Annotated in this window: 13 protein-coding genes; 10 read left to right on the forward strand and 3 right to left on the reverse strand. The window is 67.9% G+C overall.

The genetic code is table 11. The features are described from left to right. Nucleotides 1-32: 32 nt before the first annotated feature. Nucleotides 33-545, reverse strand: coding sequence for a peptide deformylase (gene def / locus ACVOME_RS00240; protein WP_053517114.1), 513 nt, complete (start codon nt 543-545; stop codon nt 33-35). Nucleotides 546-671: 126 nt separating this feature from the next. Here def and ACVOME_RS00245 point away from each other — a divergent pair, with 126 nt between their 5' ends. The 9 genes from ACVOME_RS00245 to ACVOME_RS00285 all read left to right on the forward strand — a co-directional run bounded on the left by ACVOME_RS00245 (nt 672) and on the right by ACVOME_RS00285 (nt 10138). Further along, a complete protein-coding gene (locus ACVOME_RS00245; RefSeq protein WP_053517112.1) occupies nt 672-1802 on the forward strand; it encodes a LysM peptidoglycan-binding domain-containing protein in 1131 nt (376 codons plus the stop codon). An 80-nt stretch (nt 1803-1882) separates the two neighbouring features. Then, nucleotides 1883-3010: a DNA-processing protein DprA gene (gene dprA, locus ACVOME_RS00250; protein ID WP_481504579.1), complete on the forward strand. Its 1128-nt coding sequence runs from the start codon at nt 1883-1885 to the stop codon at nt 3008-3010. A gap of 43 nt (nt 3011-3053) precedes the next feature. Continuing rightward, nucleotides 3054-3527 carry a DUF494 family protein gene (locus tag ACVOME_RS00255; RefSeq protein WP_053517108.1) on the forward strand — a complete coding sequence of 158 codons (474 nt, stop codon included), beginning with the start codon at nt 3054-3056 and terminating at the stop codon, nt 3525-3527. 39 nt (nt 3528-3566) lie between these two features. Further along, nucleotides 3567-4304: a pilin gene (locus ACVOME_RS00260; protein WP_053517106.1), complete on the forward strand. Its 738-nt coding sequence runs from the start codon at nt 3567-3569 to the stop codon at nt 4302-4304. A gap of 48 nt (nt 4305-4352) precedes the next feature. Then, nucleotides 4353-5285 carry an RDD family protein gene (locus ACVOME_RS00265; RefSeq protein ID WP_053517104.1) on the forward strand — a complete coding sequence of 311 codons (933 nt, stop codon included), beginning with the start codon at nt 4353-4355 and terminating at the stop codon, nt 5283-5285. A gap of 191 nt (nt 5286-5476) precedes the next feature. Beyond that, nucleotides 5477-7963, forward strand: a complete 2487-nt coding sequence (locus ACVOME_RS00270) for a DNA topoisomerase I (protein WP_111186261.1) — start codon at nt 5477-5479, stop codon at nt 7961-7963. Between the two features lie 105 nt (nt 7964-8068). Beyond that, the gene (gene tsaC / locus ACVOME_RS00275; protein ID WP_080375246.1) at nt 8069-8659 is read left to right on the forward strand and encodes an L-threonylcarbamoyladenylate synthase type 1 TsaC; all 591 of its coding nucleotides are present in this window, start codon (nt 8069-8071) and stop codon (nt 8657-8659) included. Nucleotides 8660-8715: 56 nt separating this feature from the next. Then, nucleotides 8716-9390: a DUF4124 domain-containing protein gene (locus ACVOME_RS00280; protein ID WP_128987731.1), complete on the forward strand. Its 675-nt coding sequence runs from the start codon at nt 8716-8718 to the stop codon at nt 9388-9390. A gap of 25 nt (nt 9391-9415) precedes the next feature. Beyond that, complete coding sequence (locus tag ACVOME_RS00285; protein WP_481504580.1) at nt 9416-10138, forward strand: hypothetical protein; 723 nt, start codon at nt 9416-9418, stop codon at nt 10136-10138. Nucleotides 10139-10176: 38 nt separating this feature from the next. Here the strand turns inward: ACVOME_RS00285 and ACVOME_RS00290 are convergent, their stop codons facing one another. Beyond that, nucleotides 10177-10953 (reverse strand): SDR family oxidoreductase, encoded by a 777-nt coding sequence (locus ACVOME_RS00290; protein ID WP_065181584.1) that lies wholly within the window; start codon nt 10951-10953, stop codon nt 10177-10179. A 111-nt stretch (nt 10954-11064) separates the two neighbouring features. On the opposite strand from ACVOME_RS00290, the gene ACVOME_RS00295 reads away from it, so the two are divergent. After that, entirely contained in the window at nt 11065-11277 is a 213-nt protein-coding gene (locus ACVOME_RS00295; protein WP_053515748.1) for a hypothetical protein, read from the forward strand. 100 nt (nt 11278-11377) lie between these two features. Here ACVOME_RS00295 and sppA read toward each other — a convergent pair whose 3' ends face one another. After that, a complete protein-coding gene (gene sppA / locus ACVOME_RS00300; RefSeq protein ID WP_065174443.1) occupies nt 11378-13300 on the reverse strand; it encodes a signal peptide peptidase SppA in 1923 nt (640 codons plus the stop codon). Nucleotides 13301-13356: the final 56 nt, after the last annotated feature.

A 13356-nucleotide genomic window follows, 5' to 3' on the forward strand; every position in this document is an offset into this window, starting at 1 on the left:
GGGCCACCCCTGCGGGCGGCCCGGAGCGGCGATCACGCCACGTGCTTGCGCTGCTTGGCCAGCTTCTTGCGGACCATCTCGCGCTTGAGCGGCGACAGGTAATCGATGAACAGCTTGCCGTCCAGGTGATCCATCTCGTGCTGGATGCAGGTGGCCAGCACTTCACCGGCCTCCATCTGCTGTTCCTGGCCATTGCGGTCAAGGAACTTCACGGTGATGGTGTCGGCACGGGTCACGTCGGCGAAGATGCCCGGCACCGACAGGCACCCTTCCTGGTACACCCGGCCCCCGTCCTTGGCGACGATCTCCGGGTTGATGAACACCAGCGGCTGGTTCTTCTCTTCGCTGACATCGATGACCATGAAGCGCTTGTGCACGTCCACCTGGGTAGCGGCCAGGCCGATGCCCGGCGCGTCGTACATGGTCTGGAACATGTTGTCGACCAGTTCCTGGAAGGCCGGCGTGGTCACTTCGGCGGCGTCGATCAACGCGGCCTTGGTACGCAGGCGCGGATCGGGGAACTCAAGAATCGGGAGGAGGGCCATGGCAGTTTCCGGATAGGGGGCCGGCACGCCGGCATACGTCGCAGATTCTAGCTGCAACGCTTGCCTTGCGCCCCGGTTTCTGGACTATAGTGCGCGGACCTGTTGGGGAATCAGGGCTTCACACCTATGTTGCTTCGTTTTCGTACGGTCGTCGCCGCGGCGATGCTGACCGTGGCTGCCTATGCTACCGCCGTGGAAGTGAATGGCGGGCACCCGGATACCTATGTGGTCCGAAAAGGGGACACGCTGTGGGATATCGCCGCGCGTTTCCTGCAGAAGCCCTGGCTGTGGCCGGAGATCTGGCAGGCCAACCCGCAGATCGCCAACCCGCACCTGATCTATCCGGGTGACGTGCTGAGCCTGGCCTACCTGGACCGTGTGACGGCCCAGCCCGGGCCCCGCCAGGAGGCCCCGATCGATGCCATTCCGCTGGCCCAGGTCGAGCCGTTCCTGAAGCAGCTGAGCGTGGTCGACCGCATCGACCACCTGCCCTACGTGGCGGGCCTGGAAGAAGACCGCCTGCGCGCCAGCAGTGGCGAAGCCGTGTACGTGCGCCTGGCCGATGCCCAGGTCGGGCAGCGCTGGGCCGTGGTCCGCCCGACCGTGCGCTATGGCGTGCCCAAGCCCACCGAGGACCTGACCGCCAATGGCGAGGTCACCCCCGGCAGCGGCAACCTGTGGCGGGCCTACAACGCGCCGACGCGACGTGCGCACCAGATGCTGGGCTACGAGCTGATGCAGGTCGGCACGGGCACCATCACCCAGGTTGCCGGCGGCAAGGTCGAGGCGTCCACCCTGGTGCTGGACAAGAACAGCGGCGGGCGTGAAGTCCGCGCCGGCGACCGGCTGGTGCCGGTCGAGGCAAGGCCCTACGACCTGCAGTTCGTCCCGCATGTGCCGGCGGCGGGCGTCGAGGGCGTGGACGTGCGCGTGCTCGCGGTGACCGACATGTTCAGCGTTGGCGGGCCACGCGATGTGATCGCCATTTCGGCGGGCCGCGCGCAGGGCGTGGACAACGGCACCGTGTTCTCGCTGTGGCGGCCGGGCCGCCACGTCGCGCACCGGATGAAGTACCCGGGGTCCTCGCGCATGGATGATTCGCTCAGTACCGGCGCCGGCCGGGTCTCGCTGCCCGACGAGTACGCCGCGCATGCGATGGTGTTCCGCACCTTCGACAACGTCAGCTATGCGCTGGTGATGCAGGGCGTGAAGCCTGTACGGGTGGGCTACAGCGCGCTGCATCCGGACACGAAGTAGGGTTGCCGGGAACATCCCTGACAGCCGCACGCGAAGGCGCCCTAGGGCGCCTTTGTTGTCTGCGGTCGATAGTGGGGGGGATGACCAAGCAGGCAGATGAGGCGCTGGTGCGCCTGGTGATGGCGGGAGGCGCGCTGGCGCCGCGGCGGGCACTGCTGCAGGGCGCGGGCAGCGCCGAAGCGGCCCTTGCGCTGGGCGTGGCCGGCTGGCGCGCCCATGGCTGCACCCCGGAGCAGTGCGCAGCACTGGAACGCCCCGATGCGCAGCGGTCGAAAGCCGCCCTGCACTGGCTGCAGGACGACCACCATCACCTGCTGGCCGTTACCGACCCGGCCTTCCCGCCCCTGCTGCCGGAGGTCCCCAACCCGCCGCTGGCGCTGTTCGTGGCCGGCGACCCCGGCCAGGCCGGGCGCCCGGCGGTGGCGGTGGTTGGCAGCCGCTCACCCACACCGGCCGGTCGGGCACTGGCGGCGCGTTTTGCCGGCAGCTTCGCCGAAGCCGGACTGGCGGTCGCCAGTGGGCTGGCGGCCGGTATCGATGCGGCCGCCCACCTTGCGGTGCTGGACGCCGGCGGCAGTACCGTTGCCGTCATCGGAACGGGCCCCGACCGTGCCTATCCGGACCACCATGCGCCACTGCAGGCCCGGATCGGCGCCGAGGGTGCCGTGCTCAGCGAGTACCTGCCCGGTACGGCTGCCCGTCCCGGCCACTTCCCCGCGCGCAACCGGCTGGTGGCCGGGCTGGCCCTGGCCACCGTGGTGATCGAGGCGGCGCACCGCTCCGGTGCCCTGATCACGGCGCGTCTGGCCGCCGAGGCCGGTCGCGAGGTATGCGCCGTGCCCGGCTCGGTGCTCAATCCGCGGGCGGCCGGCTGCCACCGCCTGATCCGCGAGGGAGCTGCCCTGGTGGAACGGCCCGAGGACGTGCTGGAGCTGCTGGCCCCGGCCCTGCGCCAGCAGCTGCCGGCCTTGCAATCGCGGCTGGCCACCCCCACTGAACAGGCAGTGCCAGCCGACCTGCCGGCACGCTGGGTCGGCGACCCTGACTACCAGCGGTTGTGGCAGGCCCTGGACCTTGACCCAATCAGTATGGATTCACTGATCACGCGCTGTGGATTGACGGCGCCGCAGGTGTCCTCCATGCTGCTGGCCATGGAACTTGCGGGAATCGTGGTCTGCGTACACGGCCGCTACTGTCGAACTCCCTAGTTTCTTCACCTCCACAGCGTCGCGCGACGCAGGCCGAGGGGCAATGAAAGAGAGCATCCTGGATGTACTGCTGTACCTGTTTGAACACTATTTCAGCGAAGATGCGGACCTGATCCGTGACCGCGATTCGCTCCAGAACGGCCTGATCCAGGCCGGATTCAGCCCTACCGAGATCAACAAGGCATTCGACTGGCTCGATGCCCTGGCGGCACAGCGTCCGAGTGTGGCCCAGGCGCGGGTCGATGGCCCGGTGCGCATCTATCACGGGCCCGAGCTGGACAAGCTGGACGTGGAATGCCGCGGTTTCCTGCTGTACCTGGAGCAGCACGGCATCCTCGATGCCGACCAGCGCGAGCTGGTGCTGGACCGGGCGATGGCGTTGGACCAGGACGAACTGGACCTGGACGATCTGAAATGGGTCGTGCTGATGGTGCTGTTCAACCAGCCCGGCGCCGAGGCGGCTTACGCCTGGATGGAAACGCAGATGTTCATGGACGAGCCAGAACCCCTGCACTGACCTTACACTTGGGGCATAGCGCATTCAGGAGCGTGCCCCGTGAGCGAGTGGTTCCATGCAGAAGGCAACCGGCAGCAAGGCCCACTGCCGGCAGAACAGCTTGTCGAGCTGTTCCGCAACAATCAGATCAGCCTGGACACCCTGGTGTGGCGCGATGGGCTGCCGCAATGGCAGCCATTGCGCAGCGTGGTGGATGAGCTCGGCCTGATCGTGCCGGCCGTCGATGCCGCCCGCGACGACCCCGGGCTGCAGCCCCCTGCCCCGCAGCCTCCGGTACTGCCGGCGGCAACCCCCTATGCCCACAGTGCGCCCGCGGCCGCGTTGCCGCCACCAAAGAAGGGCCTGTCCGGCTGCGCCCTGACCGCCATCATCGGCGGGGCACTGCTGCTGGTGGTGGTACCCATCGTGGCGATCCTGGCGGCCATCGCGCTGCCTGCCTACAACGACTACACGCTGCGCTCCAAGGTCGCCACGTCGCTGACCGCACTGCAACCACTGAAGGACCAGGTGCAGCATTTCGCCGACGAGGAAGGACGCTGCCCGGGGGCCAACGATGCCGGTTTCCCGGCGCCGGGGGACTTCTCCGCCGCAGGCCTGTCAGCGGTCCACATCGGCCGCTTCAACAACGGTCATTGCGGTATCGAAGCCACGCTGGCCGCGCCCGGCAAGACCATCGATGGCGATCTGCTGTGGCTGGAATACGACCGCGACAGCGGCCGCTGGGAATGCAGCGGCGAAAGCAACGACAAGTATCTGCCGCAGCAGTGCCGCGGCTGAGCCATCGGCACTACACCCCAAGCAAGGACGACCCAGGAGGGACACACAATGACTGAGTGGTATTTCGCCGAAGGACAGCAACGCCAGGGACCGCTGCCGGTCGAGGACATCCGCCAGCGCTTCCAGCGCGGCCAGCTGACACTGGATACGCTGGTCTGGCGCGAGGGCATGGCGCAATGGGCCGCGCTGCGGCAGGTGGTCGACGAGCTCGGCCTGCAGACCCTGGCCAGCGCCACCACGGCCGCTGACAGTGGCGGCTTCGACCTGCGCAGCGACTACCAGGCCATCGACAACGGCACGGCGCCGCTGCCCGGCACCGGCGCGCTCAGCAGTTCGCCCTACAGCGCGCCGGGCACCGCAGCCATGGCCGGCCACGCACAGCCGGTGATGGGCGGCGAAGTGGTGTACGCAGGCTTCTGGAAGCGCGTGGCTGCCTATGTGATCGACTACTTCGTGCTGCTCATCCCCGGCACGATCATCGGCGTCATTTCCGCCCTGGCACTGGGTGCGGGCATGGGGGCCGCCGGCAGCGGCGAGTCGGCCATCGAGATCATGGGCCAGCTGGTCAGCGGCCTGCTCAACCTGGTGATCTCCATGGTGTACTACACCTGGTTCCACGCCTCGCGCGGCGGTGCCACCCTGGGCAAGATGGCCGTCGGCATCAAGGTCGTGCGCAGCAACGGTGACCGGCTGACCGTGGGACGTGCCTTCGGACGCTACTGGGCCGCCGTGCTGAGCGGCCTGATCCTGTGCATCGGCTACCTGATGGCCGCGTTCACCGAGCGCAAGCAGGGCCTGCACGACATGATGTGCGACACCCTGGTGGTGGACCGCTGGGCCTTCACCGACCAGCCGCAGCTGCAACGCCGCGAGCTGGGCGTGGTCACCATCGCCGTCCTGGTCATCACCGCCCTGCTGGCCCTGGCCGGCCTGGTCCTGATGGTGGCGGCCATCGGATTCATCGCCAAGATGGCCTCCTGACCGGCCATCCTCACGCCTGGGCGCTTGACATGGAGCGTCCGGGCGTGATTCCTCTAATAAGGAAACCTGAACGCCCGGCACCCAACCGGGCGTTCAGTTTATGGATTTGCCCGTGGCCGCTTCACTAATGCGGCCGTTTGCTCCACCCTAGCGGCCCCTCCCCTGCGGCTCGCCCCACAGACACTGCTGCCATGCCCAAGCACCTGCTCATCGTCGAATCGCCGGCCAAGGCCAAGACGATCAACAAATACCTCGGCAAGGACTACACCGTCCTGGCCTCGTATGGGCACGTGCGCGATCTGATCCCGAAGGAAGGCGCGGTCGATCCGGACAACGGGTTCGCCATGCACTACGACGTGATCGACAAGAACGAAAAGCACGTCGATGCGATCGCCAAGGCAGCCAAGGGCGCCGATGACATCCTGCTGGCGACCGACCCGGACCGCGAAGGCGAGGCGATCAGCTGGCACATCGCCGAGATCCTGAAGGAGCGCGGGCTGGTCAAGGACAAGCCGATGCAGCGCGTGGTCTTCACCGAGATCACCCCGCGCGCCATCAAGGAAGCGATCAACCAGCCGCGGGCCATCGCCAGCGATCTGGTGGACGCCCAGCAGGCACGCCGTGCGCTGGATTACCTGGTCGGTTTCAACCTGTCGCCGGTGCTGTGGCGCAAGGTACAGCGCGGCCTGTCCGCCGGCCGCGTGCAGAGCCCGGCACTGCGCATGATCGTCGAGCGCGAGGAAGAGATCGAAGCCTTCATCGCGCGCGAATACTGGTCCATCGCCGCCGAATGCGCGCACCCGTCGCAACACTTCAATGCCAAGCTGGTGAAGCTGGACGGACAGAAGTTCGAACAGTTCACCATCACCGACGGCGATACCGCCGAGGCCGCCCGCCTGCGCATCCAGCAGGCGGCGCAGGGCTCGCTGCACGTCACCGACGTGGCCAGCAAGGAGCGCAAGCGCCGCCCGGCGCCGCCGTTCACCACCTCCACCCTGCAGCAGGAAGCCTCGCGCAAGCTCGGCTTCACCACCCGCAAGACCATGCAGGTGGCGCAGAAGCTGTACGAAGGCGTGGCAATCGGCGATGAGGGCACGGTCGGCCTGATCTCCTACATGCGTACCGACTCGGTCAACCTGTCTCAGGATGCGCTGGCGGAAATCCGCGACGTGATCGCCCGCGATTACGGCATCGGTTCGCTGCCGGACCAGCCCAACACCTACCAGACCAAGTCCAAGAACGCCCAGGAAGCGCACGAAGCGGTGCGACCGACCTCGGCGCTGCGCACGCCGGCGCAGGTGTCGCGGTTCCTGACCGACGACGAGCGCAGGCTGTACGAACTGATCTGGAAGCGCGCGGTAGCGTGCCAGATGATTCCGGCCACGCTCAACACCGTCAGTGTCGACCTGTCGGCCGGCAGCGAACACGTCTTCCGTGCCAGTGGCACCACCGTGGTCGTGCCCGGCTTCCTGGCCGTGTATGAGGAAGGCAAGGACAGCAAGAGCGCCGAAGACGAGGACGAAGGCCGCAAGCTGCCGGCGATGAAGCCCGGCGACCGCGTGCCGCTGGAACGCATCCTGGCCGAGCAGCACTTCACCCAGCCGCCGCCCCGCTTCACCGAGGCGGCACTGGTCAAGGCGCTGGAAGAGTACGGGATCGGTCGTCCCTCGACCTACGCCTCGATCATCCAGACCCTGCTGTTCCGCAAGTACGTGGAGATGGAAGGTCGCAGCTTCCGTCCGTCCGACGTCGGTCGTGCAGTGTCCAAGTTCCTGTCCAGCCACTTCACCCAGTACGTGGACTACGACTTCACCGCCAGGCTTGAAGACGAGCTGGACGCCGTCTCGCGCGGCGAGGAAGAGTGGATCCCGCTGATGTCACGCTTCTGGGAGCCGTTCAAGGAGCTGGTCGAGGACAAGAAGGAATCGGTCGATCGTGCCGAAGCCAGTGGTGCGCGCGAGCTTGGCACCGACCCGAAGACCGGCAAGCCGGTCAGCGTGCGCCTGGGTCGCTTCGGGCCGTACGCCGCCATCGGCAGCACCGCCGAAGATGCCGAGGAGAAGCCGAAGTTCGCTTCGCTGCGCCCGGGCCAGTCGATGCACACCATCACCCTGGAAGACGCGCTGGAGCTGTTCCTGATGCCGCGCGCGCTGGGTGAGGACAAGGGCGAACCGGTCAGCGTCGGCATTGGTCGCTTCGGCCCGTTCGCCAAGCGTGGCAGCACCTATGCCTCGCTGAAGAAGGAAGACGACCCGTACACCATCGACCTGGCCCGCGCCGTCTTCCTGATCGAAGAGAAGGAAGAGATCGCGCGCAACCGGATCATCAAGGAATTCGAAGGCAGTGACATCCAGGTGCTGAATGGCCGCTTCGGCCCGTACATCAGCGACGGCAGGATGAACGGCAAGATTCCCAAGGACCGCGAGCCCGCCTCGCTGACGCTGGCCGAAGTGCAGCAGCTGATGGAAGAAACCGGCAAGCCGGTGCGCAAGGGCTTCGGCGCGAAAAAGGCCGCTGCCAAGAAGGCACCGGCGAAGAAGGCAGCGGTGAAGAAGGAAGCCGCGCCGAAGAAGGCACCGGCCAAGAAGGCGGCCGCGAAAAAGGCGCCGGCAAAGAAGGCCGCCGCCAAGAAGGCACCGGCGAAGAAAGCGGCCAAGAAGGTCGTCAAGAAAGCCTGATGCGGGACAGCGCCCGGCCATGGGTCGGGCGCAGGCAGTGCAGTACCCGGTCCGCCGCCGCCTCGATGGCGCCGGTCCACCCCATCTGCACGCGGTGGGAGGATAATGAAGGCCCATGCCGGGCCCGTCGCCACCATGAAAGAACTCACCCTGGATTCTGCCGTCACCCTGCTGCGCTCCGGCGGCGTGATCGCCTATCCCACCGAAGCGGTCTGGGGCCTGGGATGCGACCCGTCGCACGAAGCGGCGGTGCACACGGTGCTGCGGCTGAAGCAGCGGCCGATCGAGAAAGGCATGATCCTGGTGGCCGCCGAGCTGGCGCAGCTGGAAGGCTGGGTACGCCTGCAGGCGTTGCCCGACGAGCGTCAGCGTGCAGTGCTGGCCAGCTGGCCCGGCGCCAACACCTGGATTCTTCCTGCCGGATCACGCGCGCCAGGCTGGATCACCGGCGAACACAGCGGCATCGCGGTGCGCATCAGCGCCCACCCGCTGGTGGCGGCACTGTGCCACGCGTGGGGCGGGCCGCTGGTCTCCACCAGCGCCAACCTGGCCGGCGAGCCACCGGCACGCAGCCGCGAGGAACTGGATCCGCGCCTGCTGCGCCTGCTGGACGGCATCCTGGACGGCCCGACCGGCGGCCTGGCCCAGCCGACGCCAATCCGCGATGCGCTCAGCGGCAACGTCCTGCGATCCTGAGCCGCCCTGTGGACGCGCGGATTGCGCCGCTCCGCCGGATCCCGCACGCTGCCTCCATGAGCCCGCTGCGCGCCGCCCTCTGCCTGAGCCTGCTGCTGCCATTGACCGCCACCGCCGGCGACGATGTGCGTGTCTACCGCTGTGTCGGCAGCAATGGCGCCGTGGCACTGCAGGACACGCCGTGCAGCAGCGGCCGCCAGGAAGTGCGCGACCTGCAGCGGCCGCGTGATCCGGCGCCGCAGGTGGTGCGCAGCGACGCCGCGCCCGCAACCAGCACGCCGCCGGCCGTGATCGAGCGCGAGGTCCGGCACGTCTACGTCCAGCCTCCGCAACCGATGTACGAATGCGTTACCGCCGACGGCGAGCGTTACACCAGCGACAGCAACGAAGGCAATCCACGCTGGGTCCCGCTGTGGACCACGGTCTGGTCGCCGCGCGGCCATTTCGGACCAGGCCATCCCGGGCCCCGCCCGGCCACGGGCGCATCGGCCGGAGGTCCGCCGATCTACCGGCCACCTGCGGTCGGCGTCGGCGTGCAGGTGCCGGCAGGCAACATCCTGGTCCGCGACACCTGCCATGCGCTGCCGCCGCAGGAAGTCTGTTCGCGCCTGCGCGATCGCCGCTGGGAGCTGGACCGCCGCTACAACAGCGCGCTGCAGAGCGAGCGCACCGCGATCAGCAACGAACAGCGCGGTATCGATGCGCGCCTGTCGCGCGACTGCGGGCGTTGAGCCCCTGCCCGTGTAGGCTGCACGCATGAGAAAAGCACTCTGGCTGGTTCTGGCGCTGCTGCCCGCAAACGCGCTCGCCGAGGACATGGTGATCTACCGCTGCGCATTCGGCAGCACTGACGTTCCCACCCTGCAGCGCACGCCCTGCCCCGAAGGCAGCACGCAGCAGATCCAGCGGGTACCGGCGCCAGCAGCGACGCCGGCACCGCGCGTGGAGCCGCCCGCCGGCGAGCAGACGGAGCTCGTCCCGTCGGCAGTGCCGTCGCCGGCAGCGGCGGACACGCCGCGCCGGGTCGACCAGGCGCGCACCATCATGGAAGCGGGCATGGTCGAACCCGCTGGTGGCGGCGACACCATTCTGGACAGCGCAGCGCTGCCGCCGCGGACGGACCCGGCAAGCGGCAGCGACAGCGCGCCACGGGCACCGCTGCCGCCGATCTTCCAGTGCAGCAGCGAGGAAGGAAGCCGCTACCTGCACGAGTACGAGGCGGCGCCGCCGCACTGCGTGCTGCTCGACGTACAGGGTCTTGGCGGTGTCACCCCGGCCAATGCCGCCAGCTGCGAAGTGGTACGCGACCGCTGCGAGGAGGTTCCCGAGATCCAGCGCTGCGGCAGCTGGCAGCAGCGCCTGCGCGACGCCCGGGGGCGCGAGCGCTTCGCCGCGCCGGAGAACCTCGACGCCGCGCGCAGCGAGCGCGAGCGTCTGCAGGCCGTGCTCGAGGCCAGCGACTGCCCGGTACCGGGGTGAGGACCTGCCGGCGTAGCGCGGGCCCAACGCGGTGACGGTCAGAACCCGTAGCGCAGGAAACCGCCGTCCACGGCGATGCATTCGCCGGTGACATAACTCGCCGCCGGCAGGCACAGGAAGCCCACGGCCGCGGCGACTTCCTCCGGCTCACCGATGCGGCGCATCGGCGTGCGATCGATGACTTCCTCGTAGTAGTCAGGGTCGGACAACGGCCCGGAGGTGCGGCGCGTGCGGATGTACCACGGCGCCACCGCGTTCACGCGGATGCCATCCTCGGCCCATTCCACGGCCAGGTTGCGGGTCATCTGGTGCATCGCCGCCTTGCTCATGCCGTACACCACGCCACTGCGCACATGGGTCAGGCCGGAGACGCTGCCGACGTTGACGATGGCCGACGAGGCGTGACGTGCCAGCAGCGGATGCGCATAGCGCGACAGTTCAAACGCCGAGAACAGATTGGTCTCGAAGATGCCGCGCCACTCGTCCTCGGTATAGTCGATGGCGGCGCGGGTGATGTTGCCACCCGCATTGTTGACCAGCACGTGCAGGCCATCGGCATGGTCCTCGACCCAGTCCAGGATCTGCCGGCGATCCTCGTCGTCGGAGACGTCGGCGGCAAGCGCGCGCACCTGCTGGTCGGGATAGGCGTCGGCCAGCTCGTCGCGCGCGGTTTCCAGCGCGTCGATGTCGCGCCCGACAATCATCAGGTCGGCACCGAAGCCGGCCAGTTCACGCGCGATGGCCAGGCCGATGCCGGCGCTGGCGCCGGTGATCAGTGCGGTCTGCCCGTCCAGTCGCCACCGTTGCTGGGTCATGTGTCCTCCCGGGCTGCGCCCGCTGTGTTCCGATGCAGAAAGGATACGCGCTCACGGCACGCCCCTGCCGGCGGTGCCACACTGGCCGCACGCCCGTCGTGGAGAGCCACCATGCGCATCCTGATCCTGTCCGTACTGCTGTCGGCGACTGTATTGCTGGCCGGCTGCCAACGCCCACCGGCACCGGACCCGGAACGGCCGCCGGAACCCCAAGCCCTGGCCCGTGCAGCGCAGCAACCGATCGATCGCGCGCGCGCCGTGCAGAAGACCGTCGATGATGGCGCCGAGCGCGAGCGCAGCGCGGAAGCCGACGCAGCGCGCTGATCGCCGCGATGGCGCTGTCAGCGGAGCGCCGCCAAACGAAAACGCCCGGCCAAGGGCCGGGCGTTTTCCGTCGATCCACGCTACGCGTGGCTGGCTGTGCTCAGAACCCGCAGAAGCAGTACGCCAGGGTCTTTACCGGAGCGCCGTTACCCTTCTCGCGCGCGGCGTTTTCGACGAAGCGCAGCTGGGTATCCACTTCCGGCATCGTGCGCGCCAGCATCATCCGCGCCACGCCCGAATCGGACAGCATCCAGGCACCAGTACGGCTGCCGGCAAACCCACTGACGAACTGCGCGAACGGGGTCGCGGCCTTTTCGATGTAACGCACGCGGAACTTGTCTTCGCCGCCCAGCTTGGCGCGGCTGGCGGCGTCGGCCACGGCGTCTTTCAGGCCACCGAAGGCATCGACCAGACCACGTTCCTTTGCCTGCGCGCCACTCCAGACACGGCCACGGGCCACCTCATCAATGGCCTCGACCGGCTTCTTGCGTGCTTCGGCGACACGTCCGGTGAAGTCGGCGTAGCCCTTGTTGATGACCGTCTGGATGACCTGGCCCACCGCCGGATCCATCGGACGGGTGACGTCGAACGCACCGGCGAAGCGCGTGGTGCCGACACCATCGGTATGCACGCCGATCTTGTCCAGCGCGCGGCTGAAGTTCGGGATCATGCCGAAGATGCCGATCGAACCGGTGATGGTCGAGGGATCGGCGTAGATGCGATCGGCATTCATGCTGATCCAGTAACCACCGGACGCGGCCAGGTCACCCATTGACACCACCACCGGCTTGCCGGCGGCCTGCAGGGCCACCACTTCACGGCGGATCTGCTCGGAGGCGAACACTTCGCCACCCGGCGAATTCACGCGCAGCACCACGGCCTTGACCTGCTCGTCGTCGCGCGCAGCGCGCAGCAGCGCCGACGTGGACTCACCACCGATGCGGCCGGCCGGCAGGTCACCGCCACTGATCTCGCCGGCGGCAACCACCACGGCCACCTGCGGGCGTGCATCCACCGGACTGCGGCGGGCGTCGAGCAGGGCCATGTAGCGACCGAAATCGACATTGCGGAAGCCGCCCTCAGCGTCTTCATCGGCCACGCCGCGTTCGATCATCAGGTCTTCGAACTCCTCGCGGGTCTTCAGCGCGGTCACCAGCTTCTGCTGCAGGGCGAACTTGGCCAGATCGCCACCGGCAGCCGCCACACCTTCGGGCAGCGTATCGATGCCGGCGGCCAGTTGCGCCGGATCCAGCCGGCGCGCCTTGGCGATGTCGCCCAGATAGCGCTGCCACACGTCGTTCATCCAGTACAGGTCGGCTTCCTTGGCCGCCGGCGAAGCAGCATCAAGCACATAGGGCTCGGCCGCGGACTTGTACTCGCCCACCTTGAACAGGTGCACGTCCACGCCCAGCTTGTCCTGCAGGCCGGAGCGGAAGTACTGGCGGTAGCGGCCCAGACCCTCGAGCACCACCGATCCCATCGGATCCAGGTAGACCTCGTCGGCCTGCGCAGCCAGCAGGTACTGCGACTGGCCCATGCTTTCGCTGTAGGCCACCAGCTGCTTGCCGGACGCGCGCAGGCTCTGCAGCGCGGCGGCGACTTCACGCAGCGAAGCGAAACCGGAGGGCTGCAGCTTGTCCAGTTCCAGCACCACGCGTTCGATCTTCTTGTCGTCGCGCGCCGACTCGATCACCCGGACCAGGTCACGCAGCTGGACCTCTTCGGCGCTGTTGTCGCCCACGGCCTTGGCCAGCGCGCGGCTGACCGGATCGGCGCTGAACTGCTCGACCAGGCGCCCTTCCGGTGCGATCACCAGGGTCGTGCGGTCCTGCAGCGATTTGCTGGCACCGGCGCCCATGCCGGCGGCGATGACGAACACCACCAGCAGCAGGAACAGCAGGCCGAAGAACACCAGGTTGAGGATCAACCGGCGGGTGAAATTCATGACGTCCCACAGCCCGATGAAGAAACTGGCGACGGGATTGCGACGCGCCTGGGGCAGCGGGGGCACGGGTTGATTCATGGAGCGCTCCGGATGGCTTCTTGCCGTGGTAACAGCATAGCCGGTGCCGTGTGAGG

Source organism: Stenotrophomonas sp. STEN008, assembly GCF_056760435.1.

Excerpts from the sequence above, each read along its gene's own strand:
- ACVOME_RS00245 (WP_053517112.1), top strand. The coding sequence starts at position 672 with ATGTTGCTTCGTTTTCGTACGGTCGTCGCCGCGGCGATGCTGACCGTG.
- ACVOME_RS00255 (WP_053517108.1), top strand. The coding sequence starts at position 3,054 with ATGAAAGAGAGCATCCTGGATGTACTGCTGTACCTGTTTGAACACTAT.
- ACVOME_RS00295 (WP_053515748.1), top strand. The coding sequence starts at position 11,065 with ATGCGCATCCTGATCCTGTCCGTACTGCTGTCGGCGACTGTATTGCTG.
- ACVOME_RS00290 (WP_065181584.1), bottom strand. The coding sequence starts at position 10,953 with ATGACCCAGCAACGGTGGCGACTGGACGGGCAGACCGCACTGATCACC.
- ACVOME_RS00265 (WP_053517104.1), top strand. The coding sequence starts at position 4,353 with ATGACTGAGTGGTATTTCGCCGAAGGACAGCAACGCCAGGGACCGCTG.
- ACVOME_RS00285 (WP_481504580.1), top strand. The coding sequence starts at position 9,416 with ATGAGAAAAGCACTCTGGCTGGTTCTGGCGCTGCTGCCCGCAAACGCG.
- ACVOME_RS00270 (WP_111186261.1), top strand. The coding sequence starts at position 5,477 with ATGCCCAAGCACCTGCTCATCGTCGAATCGCCGGCCAAGGCCAAGACG.
- def (WP_053517114.1), bottom strand. The coding sequence starts at position 545 with ATGGCCCTCCTCCCGATTCTTGAGTTCCCCGATCCGCGCCTGCGTACC.
- tsaC (WP_080375246.1), top strand. The coding sequence starts at position 8,069 with ATGAAGGCCCATGCCGGGCCCGTCGCCACCATGAAAGAACTCACCCTG.
- ACVOME_RS00280 (WP_128987731.1), top strand. The coding sequence starts at position 8,716 with ATGAGCCCGCTGCGCGCCGCCCTCTGCCTGAGCCTGCTGCTGCCATTG.
- sppA (WP_065174443.1), bottom strand. The coding sequence starts at position 13,300 with ATGAATCAACCCGTGCCCCCGCTGCCCCAGGCGCGTCGCAATCCCGTC.
- dprA (WP_481504579.1), top strand. The coding sequence starts at position 1,883 with ATGACCAAGCAGGCAGATGAGGCGCTGGTGCGCCTGGTGATGGCGGGA.